This is a genomic window from Ruminococcus sp. AM26-12LB (genome assembly GCF_003480785.1).
GTDB classification, from domain to species: Bacteria; Bacillota; Clostridia; order Lachnospirales; family Lachnospiraceae; genus Blautia_A; species Blautia_A fusiformis.
The window spans coordinates 57,859-74,167 of record NZ_QUJX01000016.1; the positions used below are offsets into that span (position 1 = coordinate 57,859).

At 43.9% G+C, this 16,309-nt stretch carries 18 protein-coding genes and 2 riboswitches; of the genes, 7 read left to right on the forward strand and 11 right to left on the reverse strand.

Annotated features, from left to right (window positions below):
• Positions 1-50: 50 nt before the first annotated feature.
• Positions 51-1,319: a cell wall hydrolase gene (locus DW694_RS12805; RefSeq protein ID WP_118753136.1), complete on the reverse strand. Its 1,269-nt coding sequence runs from the start codon at positions 1,317-1,319 to the stop codon at positions 51-53.
• A 174-nt stretch (positions 1,320-1,493) separates the two neighbouring features.
• Between DW694_RS12805 and DW694_RS12810 the strand changes: the two genes are divergently transcribed.
• Positions 1,494-1,793: a hypothetical protein gene (locus DW694_RS12810; RefSeq protein ID WP_015524939.1), complete on the forward strand. Its 300-nt coding sequence runs from the start codon at positions 1,494-1,496 to the stop codon at positions 1,791-1,793.
• Between the two features lie 19 nt (positions 1,794-1,812).
• Here DW694_RS12810 and DW694_RS17265 read toward each other — a convergent pair whose 3' ends face one another.
• Positions 1,813-1,947 carry a hypothetical protein gene (locus tag DW694_RS17265; RefSeq protein WP_268872674.1) on the reverse strand — a complete coding sequence of 45 codons (135 nt, stop codon included), beginning with the start codon at positions 1,945-1,947 and terminating at the stop codon, positions 1,813-1,815.
• Between the two features lie 106 nt (positions 1,948-2,053).
• On the opposite strand from DW694_RS17265, the gene DW694_RS12815 reads away from it, so the two are divergent.
• The 6 genes from DW694_RS12815 (at position 2,054) to folK (ending at position 5,834) form a co-directional block, all read left to right on the forward strand.
• On the forward strand, positions 2,054-2,410 hold the full coding sequence (locus tag DW694_RS12815; RefSeq protein ID WP_022426549.1) for a hypothetical protein: 357 nt from the start codon (positions 2,054-2,056) through the stop codon (positions 2,408-2,410).
• The gene (locus tag DW694_RS12820) at positions 2,407-2,682 is read left to right on the forward strand and encodes a hypothetical protein (protein WP_015524936.1); all 276 of its coding nucleotides are present in this window, start codon (positions 2,407-2,409) and stop codon (positions 2,680-2,682) included. The genes DW694_RS12815 and DW694_RS12820 overlap by 4 nt, the downstream gene beginning before the upstream one ends.
• Before the next feature lie 219 nt (positions 2,683-2,901).
• Positions 2,902-2,998, forward strand: a riboswitch (THF riboswitch).
• A gap of 144 nt (positions 2,999-3,142) precedes the next feature.
• The gene (folE, locus tag DW694_RS12825; protein WP_015524935.1) at positions 3,143-3,700 is read left to right on the forward strand and encodes a GTP cyclohydrolase I FolE; all 558 of its coding nucleotides are present in this window, start codon (positions 3,143-3,145) and stop codon (positions 3,698-3,700) included.
• Positions 3,700-4,176, forward strand: a complete 477-nt coding sequence (locus DW694_RS12830; protein WP_021651470.1) for an HD domain-containing protein — start codon at positions 3,700-3,702, stop codon at positions 4,174-4,176. The genes folE and DW694_RS12830 overlap by 1 nt, the downstream gene beginning before the upstream one ends.
• Before the next feature lie 11 nt (positions 4,177-4,187).
• Positions 4,188-4,994, forward strand: a complete 807-nt coding sequence (gene folP / locus DW694_RS12835) for a dihydropteroate synthase (RefSeq protein ID WP_118753137.1) — start codon at positions 4,188-4,190, stop codon at positions 4,992-4,994.
• 9 nt (positions 4,995-5,003) lie between these two features.
• The gene (gene folK / locus DW694_RS12840; protein WP_092070551.1) at positions 5,004-5,834 is read left to right on the forward strand and encodes a 2-amino-4-hydroxy-6-hydroxymethyldihydropteridine diphosphokinase; all 831 of its coding nucleotides are present in this window, start codon (positions 5,004-5,006) and stop codon (positions 5,832-5,834) included.
• Positions 5,835-5,948: 114 nt separating this feature from the next.
• Here the strand turns inward: folK and putP are convergent, their stop codons facing one another.
• From putP to hisIE, 9 genes are all read right to left on the reverse strand, one after another.
• On the reverse strand, positions 5,949-7,481 hold the full coding sequence (gene putP, locus DW694_RS12845) for a sodium/proline symporter PutP (protein ID WP_110103526.1): 1,533 nt from the start codon (positions 7,479-7,481) through the stop codon (positions 5,949-5,951).
• Between the two features lie 219 nt (positions 7,482-7,700).
• The gene (locus tag DW694_RS12850) at positions 7,701-7,898 is read right to left on the reverse strand and encodes a hypothetical protein (protein WP_146207159.1); all 198 of its coding nucleotides are present in this window, start codon (positions 7,896-7,898) and stop codon (positions 7,701-7,703) included.
• A gap of 179 nt (positions 7,899-8,077) precedes the next feature.
• Positions 8,078-9,043 (reverse strand): oligopeptide/dipeptide ABC transporter ATP-binding protein, encoded by a 966-nt coding sequence (locus tag DW694_RS12855; RefSeq protein WP_110103524.1) that lies wholly within the window; start codon positions 9,041-9,043, stop codon positions 8,078-8,080.
• Positions 9,036-9,821, reverse strand: coding sequence for an ABC transporter ATP-binding protein (locus tag DW694_RS12860; protein WP_059085714.1), 786 nt, complete (start codon positions 9,819-9,821; stop codon positions 9,036-9,038). Before DW694_RS12860 ends, DW694_RS12855 begins: the two co-directional genes overlap by 8 nt.
• 14 nt (positions 9,822-9,835) lie before the next feature.
• The gene (locus DW694_RS12865; RefSeq protein WP_059085713.1) at positions 9,836-11,404 is read right to left on the reverse strand and encodes an ABC transporter substrate-binding protein; all 1,569 of its coding nucleotides are present in this window, start codon (positions 11,402-11,404) and stop codon (positions 9,836-9,838) included.
• Positions 11,405-11,462: 58 nt separating this feature from the next.
• Positions 11,463-12,293, reverse strand: coding sequence for a nickel transporter permease (nikC, locus tag DW694_RS12870; protein ID WP_021651479.1), 831 nt, complete (start codon positions 12,291-12,293; stop codon positions 11,463-11,465).
• Positions 12,294-13,232: a nickel ABC transporter permease gene (gene nikB / locus DW694_RS12875; protein ID WP_021651480.1), complete on the reverse strand. Its 939-nt coding sequence runs from the start codon at positions 13,230-13,232 to the stop codon at positions 12,294-12,296.
• Positions 13,233-13,415: 183 nt separating this feature from the next.
• A riboswitch (cobalamin riboswitch) is annotated at positions 13,416-13,605 on the reverse strand.
• Between the two features lie 284 nt (positions 13,606-13,889).
• Positions 13,890-14,849, reverse strand: a complete 960-nt coding sequence (locus DW694_RS12880) for a M14 family metallopeptidase (protein WP_015524925.1) — start codon at positions 14,847-14,849, stop codon at positions 13,890-13,892.
• Positions 14,850-15,020: 171 nt separating this feature from the next.
• Positions 15,021-16,301 (reverse strand): bifunctional phosphoribosyl-AMP cyclohydrolase/phosphoribosyl-ATP diphosphatase HisIE, encoded by a 1,281-nt coding sequence (hisIE, locus tag DW694_RS12885; RefSeq protein ID WP_092070566.1) that lies wholly within the window; start codon positions 16,299-16,301, stop codon positions 15,021-15,023.
• Between the last annotated feature and the right edge of the window lie 8 nt (positions 16,302-16,309).

Consider the following 16,309-nt stretch of genomic DNA (forward strand, 5'->3'; position numbering starts at 1 on the left):
TATGTCCATACGCCTGTTTGTTCAAAGTTTACTGCCGGAGACTATGTTGCTTATACCCAGTCTACAAAAAATGTATGGCCTTTATAAGTTTCATATTTCACTTTGCTGAAATTCAGATTCTGGTTCCAGAAATAGCTGGTCATCATGAAATACATATAATTAAAATCTTTCTGTTTAAATCCTCTGAGTGTTCTGGCTTTGCCGGAAGTGACATGTTTATTGAAAATAGTCATTGCTTCTCTTGCAGCCTGATAAGCAAGAGTACGGTTTTCAAACTGACCATTGAGACGTTTGAGAAGGGCCCCGTTCCGCACTACAGAATACTGTGGGGTTGTGCTGCTTCCGATATTCTCATAGATCACACCTCGTATCGTAGATGGAAATTCCTTGTCTGATTTGATCGTACGATTCAGAACACAAAGTGCTACTGCTTCCATTCCGATCTTGCCCTGATCGCCTGCTTCTGATTCGCAAAGCGCGGCCAGAAGTGCTTCATCGGATGTCTTGCCGTTGGCTATTCCAGGATGGCTCTTATATTCTTTTACCATAGTGTAATATCTGCTGTTTTTGGTATCGTAAACTTTGACATCTCCATTGCTGACATTTAGATTTGGTTTGGTAGTCTTCGCAGTGGCCACTCCGTCTGCTGCGATGGAGTATGTAATTCCATTCACTGTTACGGAGGTACTTACTGCCATGACACCGTTGGATTTAAAATAATAGTTCTTCTGATTGATCGTCTTCAGACCAGTATACATATAACCGGTACTGGTGGCAAAATAGTAGCTGATATTTTTGGATTTGTTTTTTACCCATTTGATTGCCATATAACCGGAAGTTTTGTAAAAATAACGTTTCTGCCCTTTGCTGTTGGTGAGCCAGCCGGTTGCCATAATGCCTCCGCCTTTTGTGAAATAACGTTTCCTTCCCTTGCTGCAGTTTACCCAGCCTGTGGTAAGCTTACCTGTTTTGGGATTGAAATAGCGCTTATGGCCTTTGGAATCTGTCATCCAGCCGGTTGCCATAACACCCTTGCCTTTTGTAAAATAGTAGGTATATTTGCCATTGACCTTCATCCAGCCCTTTACCTGTACTCCGGTCTTTGTGTTAAAGTAGTACTTGTATCCGCCCAGGGTCATCCAGCCTTTCTGCTTGCTCCCATCACTTTTTATGTAGTATGTTTTTCCATCGATAGTTTTAAAGCCTGCAGTGGCAGCCTGTACCTCTTTTGCAGAAGCAGAAAAAACTGTGCTTCCCACGATCAGCAGCATGGCAAGCATCAGACCCTTCAGCCATTTTTTTGTTCTGAAACTCTTCATAATTTTCCCCATTTCCTGTTTTAGATATAAAAGCTAGTTTGTCTCAAAAATTACAAAAATGTTACATTTCGTTTATTATATCGTAATGAATAAACACTGTCAACTTTTTTGTAACTGTGGACGGACTCCTGCCATATGATGAAGTGTAAATAAAATTTGCTGGAGGACTTATCGATGAGTGACTTAGCGGCTACCAATTGTGGATGTGATTGCGGATGTGGTTGTGATTCCGGATGTAGCACAGGATGTGGATGTAACAATAACTGTGGCTGTAATAATGGCTGCGGAAATTCCCTGTTTGGAAACGGTGGAAACAGCTGCTCCTGTATCCTTTGGATCATCTGTCTGATGTGTTGCTGTGGAAACAACAGTGGCTGTGGCTGTAATAACAACGGCTGCAACGACAGCTGTTGGATCATCATCCTTCTTCTGCTTTTGTGCGGAAATGGATGCGGCTGCAACAATTGCTGCTGATCTTTTGAAAAGGCAGAGGTTATTTCCTCTGCCTTTTCTGCTGCCGTTTTTTTGTTTCCTCCTGTTTCTGTTTTTTCTCTTCCAGACATTTCAGATCTATTTCATAAAAAGAATTTCCATCAATGACAAGTTCCTGTTTTTTTTCAGATTCCATAATCACATTCCTTTGAAAAATTTCTTCTATATATAATATGACCAGAGAAGGTTTCTGTCATATTTCTTTCTGCAAATTCATAGATTTCAGGAAAAAGGATTTTTTTATGGAACAGGAGCCTATCGCACGTACTGCTCTGGATGAAATGGTGGAAAGTGACCAGGATCAGATGCTGAAAGCCATGATCCCGTACCTTCCTTCTTCCGGGCAGCGGTTTTTATCTGTGTATACGAAAGTCCGGGAACTTCGGAATACCATGTCGCTTTTTCAAAGCAGCCGTAGAACAGCCGATCTGCAGGCTACCGGTTTTTCCGGCACCGATCCTCTGGAAATGCTGCAGGATATCCGTAAGTGCTGTGGCGGAGAAAATCGCCGTCAGATCGATCATATCACCAGTCTTATGGCTACGATCCAGATGCTTCAGATCATGAATGAAGATTCGTCAGGAGGTGAGAATCCATGAGTGATGACTGGAAAAATAATCCCCGGCTTTCCGGAATGGACCCTCAGAAGCTTTCCATGCTTCAGGGTCTGGCAGATCAGGGATTGGGGAAAAATCCGTCCGAACTTCTGCCTTTTATCATGGGCGCAGCTTCTAAAGGAAAAAATGCGGGCTTAAATTTCAGCTCTGATGAGATCTCCACTATCATAGAAGTTCTGAAAATGGGGAAAAGTCCGGCAGAGGCAGCTAAGCTTGACAGAATTGTGAATCTGATGAAAATGATACGTCATTAACAGCTCTGTGATCCCGGAACAGCGGTTTTCTGTTCCGGGATTTTCTACTTTGTAATTCTTTTTATATTTGTCGGAATATAATCTGCAAAAATCTGACATATCCATAGATTCTATCGCATAATTCATAGAACATATTCCCTATTTTTGTGATATTTTTTTATCATTTTCCCTTTCTTCTTATATCAGTATATGGTATACTTGTCCGTGAAATGAATGATATGCAAAATAGGATTTTATGCGTCAAGTGTTTGGCGAATGGGGAGTTGTCGCCAGAACGAAAAGTACGTCTTACGGTATGAAATCCGCACCCGTTGCAGCAATATAAGAGAATATCTCATATTGTGTAGGGCTTTTTCGACATACGTTCTATTACAATTGGAGATATCTTTTTTTATGCGCAAAAATAAAAGAGACAGTCTCCGAAAAACGTGATTTTTTTAACAAATGGAGGTTGTTATTTATGGTAGACAAAGCAAAAGTTGAAGAGGCGATCAAGCTTCTTCTCGAGGGAATCGGCGAGGATGTAAACAGAGAGGGACTGCAGGGAACTCCGGAACGTATCGCCCGCATGTGCGAGGAAATTTATGGCGGACTTGATAATGAAGCGGATGAACATCTTCAGAAACAGTTTCATGTAGAGAACAATGAAATGGTTCTGGAAAAGGATATTACCTTTTATTCCATGTGTGAACATCATCTTATGCCCTTTTACGGAAAAGCTCATATCGCATATATCCCAAATGGCAAGGTTACCGGCTTAAGCAAGCTGGCCCGTACCGTTGATGTGTATGCAAGAAGACCGCAAATCCAGGAACGTCTGACTGTGCAGATCGCAGATGCGCTGGAACGTGTTCTCGCTCCTAAGGGAATCATGGTTATGCTGGAAGCGGAGCATACCTGCATGACCATGCGTGGGATCAAAAAGCCGGGAAGCAAAACGGTTACGACTGTTACCAGAGGTGAATTTAAAGAAAATATGGAGCTTCAGAAACAGTTCCTTGCTATGGTCAAGGACTGATGGACAGAGTGAATCAGATCTGGAATCATCCGCTCTATCAGAATGAGCTTAATAAGCTTCAGCTTCTGGAGACTGACCGTGAATTCTGCAGACATACACCGGAGCATTTTTTGGATGTGGCACGCCTTGCCTATATCCGGGCACTTGAGGAAAATGCTCCTGTTTCAAAGGAACTGATCTACTGTACTGCCCTTCTTCACGATATCGGACGGGCCAGACAGTATGAAGATGGCACTCCTCATGATGAGGCCGGTGCTGCTATCGCAGGACAGATCTTAAACGAGCTTGGATTTTCTATGGAAGAAATGGAAGCAATCATTGCGGCAATACGTGGTCACAGAGCTCAGACGGATCCGACAGTTCTTGGAAAACTGCTCTATACTGCGGACAAAAGCTCCAGAAACTGTTTTTCCTGTAAAGCAGAGCCGGAATGTTACTGGTCTCCTGCTAAAAAAAATATGACGATCCAATATTAGGAGGTTTTTCCATGAAAATCGGAAATCGTGAGTTTGATGTAAAAAACAAAACATATATTATGGGTATCCTAAATGTCACACCGGATTCTTTCTCAGATGGCGGAAAATGGAACGATATGGATCATGCCCTGAAACATACAGAAGCTATGATCGCCGAAGGTGCTGATATTCTTGATATCGGTGGGGAATCCACACGTCCGGGACATACACCGGTTGATGCACAGGAGGAGATCGAGCGTATTCTTCCTGTTATCGAAGCAGTAAAAGGGCGTTTTGATATCCCCATCTCTGTAGATACCTATAAGGGATGTGTTGCGAAAGAAGCCCTGAAACACGGAGCAGATCTTATCAATGACATCTGGGGACTGAAATATGATCCTGAAATGGCTCCTGTCATTGCCAGATATCAAGCTCCCTGCTGTTTGATGCATAACAAAGATAATACTGAATACAATAATTTTATTGTGGATATGCTGGCAGAAACCCAGGAATGTGTCAATATCGCCAAACGTGCCGGTATTGCCGATGATAAGATCATCCTTGATCCTGGTGTCGGATTTGGTAAAACCTATGAGATGAACCTGATGACCATGGATAATCTGGAGCTTTTCCGGAAGCTGGGATATCCGGTGCTTCTTGGTACCTCCAGAAAATCCATGATCGGACTTGCACTTGATCTTCCTGTAGATCAGCGTGTAGAGGGAACTCTTGCCACATCGGTGATCGGTGTTATGAAGGGTTGTGCATTTGTCCGTGTTCATGACATCAAAGAAAATAAACGCGTCATCCAGATGACAGAAGCTATTCTGGGACGTTAGGAGGAACTGATGGATAAAATCGAAATCAGAGATCTTGAGATTTTTGCAAATCATGGTGTGTTTCCGGAAGAAACAGCTCTCGGACAGAAATTTGTTGTTTCTGCTGTTATGTATACAGAAACACGTCCGGCAGGGCTGACAGATGATCTTTCTGCTTCCATCAATTATGGAGAAGTCAGTCATATGATCACCGATTTTCTTCAGAAAAATACTTATAAACTTCTGGAGGCTGCTGTGGAGAATCTGGCAGAGACGCTGCTGCTTTCTCTCCCTCTTCTTAAAAAGATCACCCTCCGTATTGAAAAGCCCTGGGCTCCGGTAGGCCTTCCGCTGAAAACCGTTGCTGTGGAAATTACCCGAGGCTGGCATACGGCTTATATTGCTTTTGGTTCCAATATGGGGGATAAGAAGAAATACCTGGACAATGCGATCCAGGGTCTTCGGGATATGAAAGAGATTGTTGTTGAAAAGGTTTCCGAGTATCTTGTAACGGAGCCTTACGGGGATGTGGAGCAGGATGAGTTTCTCAACGGAGCCTTAAGAGTCCGGACGCTGCTTTCTCCGGAGGAGCTTCTTGACAGGCTGCATGTGCTGGAACAGGCTGCGGACCGGAAAAGGATCATTCACTGGGGACCAAGGACACTGGATCTGGATATTCTGTTTTACGATAATGAGATCATTGATACAGTGGAACTACATGTGCCTCATATTGATATGGAAAACAGGGATTTTGTTTTGAAGCCTATGGTGGAGATTGCACCGTATCTTCGGCATCCGGTGTTGAATTTAACAATGGAGCAGTTGTTAAAAAAGCTTGAGGGAAAAACTTTGGCGGTGTGACTTTATTTATTAAATAATAAAAAGATAACAAGCCCGATACAGATATCTTTACTACAATCTGTATCGGGCTTGTTTTGTATCAGTGTGAATTATTGACTATTATCGAAAAATATTTTATTTCTGGTTTACCAGGTCGAATTCGTCGGTGATCTCTTTGGATGGTGCCTTGGTAATGAGGCTGACGATGATGTTTGCTGCAATAGCCACCAGGAATGCGGGAAGAAGTTCATAGATTCCCCAGGCGCCGCCGAGCGTGCTGATTCCGTATTTCCAGATAAATACCATGGAACCGCCGCAGATCATTCCTGCCAGGGCTCCCTGCCAGTTGGAACGTCTCCAGAATAATGCCAGAAGTACCACCGGGCCGAATACGGCTCCGAAGCCTGCCCAGGCAAAGGATACGATAGTAAACACAGAGCTGTTCGGGTCGCGGGCAATAAACATGGCTACTACTGCGATGAGAAGAAGCGTGATCTTATCGGCTACCATGCTTTCTTTTTTTGTTTCTTTATCCTTCAGGATACTTCCGAGAAGGTCGGAAGAAACTGCTGAGGATGCTGCCAGGAGCTGAGAATCTGCAGTTGACATGGTGGATGCCAGGATTCCTGCAAGGATGAGTCCTGCAAGGATTGCTGCAATTACACCATGTTTACTGAGAAGATCTGCGATCTGAACGATAATTGTCTCAGATGCGGAGCCTTCCAGAAGGTCAAACTCTCCTGCTGCTGTCATTCCAAGTCCTACCACACCGATCAGTACTGCTACTGCCAGTGAGATCACTACCCATGTAGTTGCTACTCTTCTGGAAAGTGTAAGCTTCTCTTCGTCTTCGATCGCCATGAAACGAAGAAGAATATGCGGCATTCCGAAATATCCAAGTCCCCATGCAAGCATGGAAATGATATTAAGCAGTGGATATGCCTGTTCTGTTCCGGTTGTTGGATCATATGTAGTAAACATAGTCAGATATCCGGGCAGTGATCTTGCATGGTCTGCAACTGCTTCAATACCACCTGCTGTGCTGATCCCGAATACAAATACGATCACAAGAGCGATGGACATGATGATACTCTGGATAAAGTCCGTGGTAGATGCTGCCAGGAATCCTCCCAGTGTGGTGTATCCAACGATGACCAGTGCACTGATGATCATAGCTGGCAGATATTTTACACCGAAGAGACTTGCAAAAAGTTTACCACAGGCTGCAAATCCGGAAGCTGTATACGGAATAAAAAAGATCACGATAAAAATCGCTCCGATAGACTGCAGGATCTTTTTCTCATCTCTGTAACGATTACTGAAAAAGGATGGCAATGTAATGGAATTTCCTGCCACATGTGTGTAGCGGCGGATTCTTTTTGCCACGATCCTCCAGTTTACGTAAGTTCCGATCGCAAGGCCAATGGCTGTCCAGCCTGCATCTGCAATACCGGTAAGATAAGCAAGTCCCGGCAGGCCCATCAGAAGCCAGCTGCTCATGTCAGAAGCCTCTGCACTCATAGCTGTGACAAGTGGTCCAAGCTTTCGTCCTCCAAGATAGAAATCAGAACTGTCATTATTGTTCTTGGAGCAAAGATAACCTACAAAGATCATTGCACCCAGATAGACGATAATGGCTGCCATTATACAAATATGTGCTGTTGTCATTGTTTCTCTCCCTTCCATGTTTCTGCTTTAAAATCACAAAACATGAGGGATTTTGCTTATGCATCCCCATGCTTTCTGCTTTTAAACCAGTTTTACACATATTTATAGATTTTATTATATTAACTTTAGAAAGTAAAGAGGATTTTTCGTTTTTTTACATAAAAAAGTATTTTATATGAAGAAAAAGGGCTGAACCATATAAGGCGGCCCAGCTCTTTTTCAAAATCTCTGTTTATTTTTTTCCATACGCCTCTGCACATCTTCCACTGTATATGCAAGCTTCTCAACATCCTCGGAATAAGTCAGCCCATCCTTCTCAGCCAGAGCTTTCAGAACACCGATCGTTTTCTGAAGATGCATGTAGTTTCCTACGGAGGAACCACCTGTCAGCGCGATGTATTCTCTGTAATAATTCATGAACATGTTCATTTCCGGGCTGTCTTGATTATATACTACAACACCTATTGTATATTGGATATCTCCGTCTTCGACAGCAGCAGAAACTTTTTTCCGCCAACTGTAAAAACGGCAAGCAGCAACAACAGAATGCCCAGTACTTTAAAGTTTTTAAAAATCATACTGTTTTGTGCATTTCTTTATTTTTCCGTTACATAATGGCAGGCTACTTCATGTCCGGACTCTACTTCTGTGAGCACAGGACGGATCGTCCTGCATTTCTCCATGCAGTGTTCGCAACGATTCTGGAATGGACAGCCATGAGGAACATCCAGAGGGCTGGGGGCCTCACTTTCGATGCTCTCGATCTTTTTGTTCTGATCCATATGAATGGAAAACTGTGCCCCCAGAAGAGCCTGTGTATATGGATGAAGAGACTTTTCCGTAACATCCTCTCCCGGGATTACCTCCACGATATTCCCGAGGTACATGACAGCAATCTGATGGGCAAAGGAACGGATCAGAGCCAGGTCATGGCAGATAAAAAGCATGCTGATGTTTTTCTCCTTCTGGAGACGTACCAGAAGCCGGATCACGGACTCCTGTACGGAAACGTCAAGTGCAGAGGTAGCCTCATCGCACACCAGGATCTCCGGTTCCAGGGAAAGTGCCCGGGCAATACTGATACGCTGACGCTGTCCGCCACTCATGTTATGTGGATAGCGGTCTGTAAAATCTTCAGGAAGCTCTACCATTTTCAGAAGTTCTCTAGCCTTGGATTCCTTTTCGCTTCTTTTCAGTTTTCCGTAATTGATCAGGGGTTCTGTGAGAATATCCACGATCTTCATTTTGGGGTCAAAGGACGCCAGCGGATCCTGGAATACCATCTGCATGTTCTGACGGTTCAGCCAGGTTTCTTTTTTGGAAAGATCAGAGAGGTTTTTTCCATGGTAAAGGATCTCTCCGCTGGTCGGCTTGTCAAGAGAAATGACCATGCGGACAAAGGTTGATTTACCGCAGCCACTTTCTCCTACGATTCCCAGAGTTTTTCCTTTATAAACGTTCAGGTTCACATCGTTGCAGGCTGTTAAAGTTCTGCCGCCGGAAGCCGGGAACTGTTTTACGATATGTTTTGCACTGAGTACGATATCGGATTCATTAAACATAACGCTGTCCCTCCATTTCCGGCACTGCAGCCAGCAGTTTCTTTGTATAGTCACTGGTCGGATGCTCCATGACCTCATCTCGTGTTCCCTGATCCACAACTTTTCCGTTCTGCATAACAACAAGCTGATCAGCCATATAGGCTGCTACGCCAATGTTATGGGTAACAATGATGATACCGGTTCCGAAATCATCACGGAGCTCCATCATCTGGCGTACGATCTGTGCCTGTGTGGTAACATCCAGCGCACTGGTCGGCTCATCTGCAAGAAGCAGCTCCGGGTTAAAAGTCATGGCCATGGCAATACCAACTCGCTGGCGCATACCACCGGAAAGCTGGTGAGGATAACTTTTCATGATATTTTCCGCGTCAGGAAGACGCATTTTCTGAAGCATGGAGCATCCCTTCTTCCATGCTTCTGCTTTGGATATATCCGTATGTGTACAGATATATTCCACATACTGACTTCCAATCTTACGGATAGGGTTCAGGGTTCCGCCGCAGTCCTGGAAGATCATGGAAATGCGGGTACCCCTTAAATTTCTCCATTCATCCTTTGTATTGGAAAGCAGAGAATGTCCGTGAAACTGAATATCTCCGGTGCTGACCCGGCCACCTCCGGCAAGTGCGCCGAGGACAGCACGGATCACGGTTGTTTTTCCACTTCCACTCTCGCCTACCACACTGATGATCTCCCCCTTCTTCATGGAAAGGTTGAAATGTTCAATGGTAGGTGCCTGTTTTCCGTACTGAACGGAAAGATCCTTGATCTCAAGCATAAATAAGCGCTCCTTTACTCGGCAAGAGTGATATCCTTTGTCAGCCAGTAGTAATCCATCGGATACATCTTAACACCTGTTACCTTTTTGTTGGAGAAGAGGTAGGTTGTCTCATAACCAAAGAATACAGTTGCAGCATCATCCATGATATCCTGCTGAATATCGATGATGAGATCTTTTCTCTTGTCCTCATCAAATGTCTGCGCAAGCTCGTCAAGAAGCTTGTCAACCTCCGGGTTATTGTATCCTGCAGTATTGTTTGCAGAGGAGCTGTACCAGTTCTCTCTTAAGTAGTTCTCAGGGTCTCCAGTGTTTGCTACCAGCACGTTCCAGATCAGAAGGTCATACTGACCGGAATCTCTCATGTCAAGAAGTGTCTCATAACTTACTGTGTTCAGGTTTACGTTGATACCGATCTCCTTCAGACTGGCCTGTGCTGCCTGTGCGTATACACCAAGCTCGGCACGGCTTGTGTAGATAACAAAATCAAGAACAAGAGGATCTCCGTCAGGAGTTTCTACAAATCCGTCACCGTCAACATCTTTGTATCCGGCCTCATCAAGGATCTTCTTTGCGCTGTCCGGATCATAGGAATTCTCATCCTTCAGATCATCGAATCCAAAGTCAAGTGTTGGAGGAACCGGTGCTTTACCAGCTGTTGCACCACCCTCGAGAAGAGTGTTGCAGTATGTTTCCTTGTCAAGACCACGAAGAAGTGCCTGGCGAAGAGCCTTATCGCTGAGTGCATGATCCTCGTTCTGGTTCATGAATGCATAGGTGGAACGAAGAGACTGAAGCTCCTGGATGTCGTAATTGTCATTTCCCTCAAACTCAACCAGGTTCTCTGTTTTCAGGTTGTAAGCGATATCGATCTCACCTGTCTGAAGAGCCATGGAACGTGTTGTCTGGTCATCCACACATTTCAGTGTAACTTTATCAAGGGGAACTTCTCCATCCCAGTAGTTCTCATTTTTTACTACGATACAGGAATCCGTCGGGCTGAAAGATTCTACTGCGTAAGGTCCTGTACAGATCGGTCCTTCCATGGCAAATGTAGAATCATCTACATTTGTATCTACGATCAGAAACAGCGGGTCTGCAAGGCATCCGGCCATGTTTGCATTTGCTCTGTTCAGATGGAAGATCAGGTTCTGTCCGTCAACTTCGAGGCTGTCGAGATCAAAGAATTCCGGAACACGGTCACTCTTTTCAGCGGTACGTTCGATGGAGGCTTTTACCATCTCCGGTGTCATATCGTCACCGTTGGAGAATTTTACGCCCTCACGGATCTTGAAGGTCCATGTTTTTCCATCGTCACTGTTTTCCCACTCTTCCGCAAGACATGGAACGATCTCACCGTTCTCATCGAATTTTGTAAGACACTCGCCGATCGCATAACGGGATACAACCCAGCTGAAATACTGCTCTGTCGGCTCCAGTGTATCTGCAAAGCTTGTTACTCCGATGGTGATTTCCTTATCACTTTTTTTGTCACCCTTTGCCTGAGCCACTGTTGTCATGGAAAAAGTCATCATACATGCAAGTGTAGCAGCCAGCACTTTTTTAACTACATTATTTCTCATTTCATCCTCCTAAAGATAATATACTGATCATATGGTGTTGGTTTGTTACAGAGTTGTTTTATTGATCCTGGCGCGGATCCAGTACATCACGGATGCTGTCTCCAAGCATGTTGAAAACAACAACACAGATCACGATAGCGATACCAGGGTAGATCATAAGCCATGGCGCCTTTGCCATGTAGGTTCTTCCTTCATTCAGCATCAGTCCCCACTCCGGTGTCGGCGCAGTTGCACCAAATCCCAGGAATGAAAGGGAAGCCAGCTCCAGCATCATAGTTCCGATATCTGCTGCCGCAGTTACCACCATCTGGGTTACCATGTTGGGAAGAATGTGTACAAGAAGAATTTTCCAGGTCTTTGTTCCGTTTACTATAGCTGCCTCTATGTAAAGACTCTTCTTGACTTTCAAGACCATACTTCGTGCAAGACGGGCATATTTTGTCCAGCTTACAGCCGCAATGGAAATAACGGCATTGACCAGGTTTGGTCCAAGCATACCGGCAATGGCAATGGCCAGTACAAGCCCAGGGAAGGAGATCATCATATCTGCGATACGCATGATCACTGCATCCACAACGCCGCCGAAATATCCGGCAATAACTCCTAAAAATGTACCGATGACAAAGATCACTGCAACCAGACATAAGGTCATGATCAGAGAGGTTCTTGTTCCGAAGATAACACGGGAAAGAAGATCTCGTCCAAGCTTATCCGTTCCGAACGGATGAGCGGAGCTTGGCTCCTGCAGTGATTCGGTCATAACTGCATTCAGTGGATCATATGGTGAGAGCTGCGGCGCAAAGATCGCAATTCCGATCACCACGAGACCCAGAATGAAGAAAAGAGTGAACTGTTTATTTTCTTTGAATGTTCGTAATACCTTTTTCAATTATCTATCCTCCTTAAGTCTTGGATCGAGATAAGTATAGGACAGATCCACAAGCAGGTTGATGCACATGTACAGGATCGCGATCCAAAGTACATAGCCCTGTACAAGAGGATAGTCACGACAGGAAATCGCCTTTACTGCCATATTTCCCATTCCAGGCCAGTTGTAAATGATCTCTACAACTGCAGTACCTCCCAGAAGACTTCCAAGGGAAAGTCCCAACAGCGTTACCAGCGGAAGCATAACATTAGGAAGGACGTGTTTCCAGAGAATGACGCTTTCCTTGATTCCACGCATTCTTGCACCTGTGACATAATCCTGATGAAGTTCCTCCAGCACTGCACTTCTTACCTGTCTGGTATATTTTGCAGACATGGCAAGTGCAAGAGTCAGCGCCGGGAGGATCATGGATTTAAAATCCGTACTGCCTCCTGCAACATTGATCCAGCGAAGCTGAACACCAAAGATGCTGAGAAGGATCAGGCCCAGCCAGAAGCTTGGAACAGATACTCCCACAAAGGTAATTCCTCTCACAAAATAATCCGGGAATTTGTTCTGATATACAGCGGCCAGGATTCCAAGCGGTATGGAAATAATGACCATCATCAGAAGTGCCAGCAACGACATCCTCAGCGTCGGCCAGAAACAGGATACCAGTTTATCTGTTACCGGCATTTTGAAAGAATAGGACTGTCCCATATCTCCTGTAACAACACCCTTCAGCCAGGAACCATACTGCACGAGAAAGGGCTGATCAAGGCCAAGCTCATGTCTTGTCTGTTCCAGAAGCTCTGGTGTAGGAAGATTACCACACTCTGTCAGCATGATCTCCGCAGGATCACCAGGTGACAGGTAGGTCAGTCCAAATGTGAAAAAGCTGATTCCAAATAATACAATGATGATCTGGAGAAATCTTTTTCCTACTTGTTTCTTTGTCACGTTTTACTCCTTTCCTCATTTGATGCGATTTTAACATTGCCGTTTTAATTTAGTTAGATAAAAGAAACTATTGGATTCTTAATATGCAGAATATGCATGGAATTTTAGAAAATTTGCACGAAAAAAGCCCGTGACGAAATACGGGCACACAAAATAAATATGCTTCCTATCTTCCGTAAGAATCATTTTAAAACAATTGCAAGCAGGTCTCCTGACTTAGGATCCTTACCCTCAGACACCTTCCCGGTCTATTTCTCACGCACTCGACCAGTGGTACTTTGTCTGAGGATTTCCCCTTACAGTGACGGGATCGTACCGGATTTACACCGGTTTCCCTATTAATCCTCTCAGAACTTACAACGGCTGATGTGAAAATCAGCAAATGCTGTCAAATTACTGAAACATTATATGATAAAACTATAGTTTATGTCTATGGAAAAATGTTATATTTTTAGAAAACTCATAAATTTTGTTAAAGATGCTTGAATTGTATATATCCCCCATGGGGGATTTGACAATTGGATTTATCTGATCTGCTAAAAAAACACGGATTTTACCTCGCTATTTTTACAAATAGAATAGCAAATGGTAAAACCCGGTTTTCTTACTGTTTCAATATGATTTCAGACAGAAGCGTTCTGAAAAGGTTGTTTACTATCAGGTCAGAGTCTCCGTGATCGCTGCATATGCGATCATTGGTCCGTCTTCAATAATGTTCAGACTGGCTGTCTGATAAAGTACGACTCCGTTTTCAGTTGCAATAGATGTGTAAAGTAAATTTCCATAGTAATCTCTCAGTTCACCCAATTCTTCTCCCTTAAAGAAGTACTCTCCAGGCTTCTTGGATGGATACCAGCATCCGGTATACGGCGCATATTCATAGACTACATTTTCAAGAAGCATCTGACGGTAATGCTTCAGACCATGACATTTCTTTCCCTGGAGATGAAAAACAAGGTGACGGACGTCTCTTTTATCCTGTTCTACTTCCTCCCAGGTCCAGTAGCTGTGTCCGCCTCTTTCGATGAGAATACTTGGAATTCCAAGAGAAGAAGCATAATTGTAGGCGCCACCTGTGGCGGTTGTGGAACGGACCACATATTTTACGCCGATATGCCGTGCCATATGTAATGATTTCTCTGCTGTCTTTTCATCTACAACCCCTACATAATAAACATAGGGATGAAGCTGTTCGAACCCATCTCCGCTATGCAGGTCGATATAATAATCTGCTATGGAAAAAAGCTTTGTCACTATAGCATAGGCAATACGATCTGCAGCTGTTCCCTCAGGATCTCCGGGGAAAACGCGGTTCAGGTTCTTGCCATCCTCATAGACCAGACTCATGGTGCGATGCTCAAAGCCACTGACATTGACCAGTGGAACGATGATCACATTTCCCTTCAGTTCTTCCGGTTGAAATTCTTTTGCAAGTTCCATTGCCGCCTGGATTCCTACATACTCCGCACTGTGTATTCCCGCTGTGATCAGTATCGTCGGTCCGTCTTTCACTCCGCATATCACAGTTGCCGGCATTGCTATGCCGTATCCTGTGATCTTAATTTTCCCCTGTGCCTTCTCTCCTTTTTCAATCACCCAGTCATCAATTTTGATCATTGGTTGTTTCCCTTTTCCTTTTTTATATTTCCGCACTTTTGACGATAAGTATATCATGCCTAACCGAAATTGTACATATTCTTTTAAGATTCCGGGAAAACAGAAAAAAGCTTTCGTAACCGTTCATTCTGATCCGACGTACAAAAGCTTTTTTCCTGAATGATATATAATTTATCTTTTTACCAATTCTTTGGTGATTTCTTCCCAGCTGACTCCTTTTTCCACCATAAGTACCATCATATGATAAAGAAAATCTGAAATTTCGTATTTAATCTCTTCTTTATCTGGATTTTTGGCTGCAATGACGATCTCTGTGCATTCTTCACCGACTTTTTTCAAAATCTTGTCAATTCCCTTATCAAAAAGATAATTGGTATAGGAACCTTCCTTTGGATGTTCTTTTCGGTCAGTGATCACATCATACACATTCTGGAACACGTGAAGTGGGTTGGTATCATCGTACTCTTTTTTCAGCAGCGGTTTGAAGAAACAGGTACGGTTTCCTGTATGGCAGGCTGCGCCAATCTGCTCCACTTTGGCAAGGATCGTATCATTATCACAGTCAATAGTAAGAGACTTTACATACTGTACGTGTCCGGATGTCAGACCTTTGGTCCAGAGCTCATTCCGGCTGCGACTCCAGTATGTCATTTTTCCAAGCTTCAATGTTGTGTTAAAAGCAAGCTCATTCATATAGGCCAGCATCAGTACTTCATCCGTCCGGTAATCCTGGACAATAACCGGAACCATTCCGTCACTGTTTAATTTAAAGTCCGACCATGCAATATTACTTTTATATGTGTTTACCGGAATTCCGGCTTCTTCGCAGGTTTCCTTAAATGTATGCAGATCATTTTCAAGACTGCTTACATAAGCACCGCAAAGTCCGGACACAGCTGGTTCTCCTAAAAGCTCCAGAACGTTCTCAGATCTGTTTTCATCGGTATGAAGAACAATGGAAATCTGAGAAATCTCTGCAATTTCATTTTCGACAGTGTCCAAAGCCAGAACAGTGTCTGCATATGTTTCGATCAGATCCTGATTTTCTGTGAATTCTCTCAGATCAGAGATGCTGATCATCATACGCTCTTTTCCAAAGCGCCGGGATACTTCTTCCAGAAGCTTGATATTATTCTCTTTCGAAAAATTCAGTACAACTTTGGCACATCCCGCATAGATCAGCTTTTTTACATCTTCCATACGTTTGATATTTCCCGCTGCGATCACCGGGATCTCAGATACCTGACAGATATCACGGATTTTTCCGATCGCACGGTCATGCTCTGCATCTGCGGAAGAAAAGTCAAATACCAGAAGCTCATCTGCCCCATTGTCACCGTAAAATTTTGCAAGTGTTTCTACATTTCCGTCTCCGAAAAGATTTCTCTGTCCAAATCCGGTTACCGCCTTTTCTGAATGAAGATAAAGGCATGGGATCAACTGTTTGTTCATAAGTGGTC

Excerpts from the sequence above, each read along its gene's own strand:
- DW694_RS12805 (WP_118753136.1), bottom strand. The coding sequence starts at position 1,319 with ATGAAGAGTTTCAGAACAAAAAAATGGCTGAAGGGTCTGATGCTTGCC.
- DW694_RS12810 (WP_015524939.1), top strand. The coding sequence starts at position 1,494 with ATGAGTGACTTAGCGGCTACCAATTGTGGATGTGATTGCGGATGTGGT.
- DW694_RS17265 (WP_268872674.1), bottom strand. The coding sequence starts at position 1,947 with ATGGAATCTGAAAAAAAACAGGAACTTGTCATTGATGGAAATTCTTTT.
- DW694_RS12815 (WP_022426549.1), top strand. The coding sequence starts at position 2,054 with ATGGAACAGGAGCCTATCGCACGTACTGCTCTGGATGAAATGGTGGAA.
- DW694_RS12820 (WP_015524936.1), top strand. The coding sequence starts at position 2,407 with ATGAGTGATGACTGGAAAAATAATCCCCGGCTTTCCGGAATGGACCCT.
- folE (WP_015524935.1), top strand. The coding sequence starts at position 3,143 with ATGGTAGACAAAGCAAAAGTTGAAGAGGCGATCAAGCTTCTTCTCGAG.
- DW694_RS12830 (WP_021651470.1), top strand. The coding sequence starts at position 3,700 with ATGGACAGAGTGAATCAGATCTGGAATCATCCGCTCTATCAGAATGAG.
- folP (WP_118753137.1), top strand. The coding sequence starts at position 4,188 with ATGAAAATCGGAAATCGTGAGTTTGATGTAAAAAACAAAACATATATT.
- folK (WP_092070551.1), top strand. The coding sequence starts at position 5,004 with ATGGATAAAATCGAAATCAGAGATCTTGAGATTTTTGCAAATCATGGT.
- putP (WP_110103526.1), bottom strand. The coding sequence starts at position 7,481 with ATGACAACAGCACATATTTGTATAATGGCAGCCATTATCGTCTATCTG.
- DW694_RS12850 (WP_146207159.1), bottom strand. The coding sequence starts at position 7,898 with ATGAATTATTACAGAGAATACATCGCGCTGACAGGTGGTTCCTCCGTA.
- DW694_RS12855 (WP_110103524.1), bottom strand. The coding sequence starts at position 9,043 with ATGTTTAATGAATCCGATATCGTACTCAGTGCAAAACATATCGTAAAA.
- DW694_RS12860 (WP_059085714.1), bottom strand. The coding sequence starts at position 9,821 with ATGCTTGAGATCAAGGATCTTTCCGTTCAGTACGGAAAACAGGCACCT.
- DW694_RS12865 (WP_059085713.1), bottom strand. The coding sequence starts at position 11,404 with ATGAGAAATAATGTAGTTAAAAAAGTGCTGGCTGCTACACTTGCATGT.
- DW694_RS12880 (WP_015524925.1), bottom strand. The coding sequence starts at position 14,849 with ATGATCAAAATTGATGACTGGGTGATTGAAAAAGGAGAGAAGGCACAG.
- hisIE (WP_092070566.1), bottom strand. The coding sequence starts at position 16,301 with ATGAACAAACAGTTGATCCCATGCCTTTATCTTCATTCAGAAAAGGCG.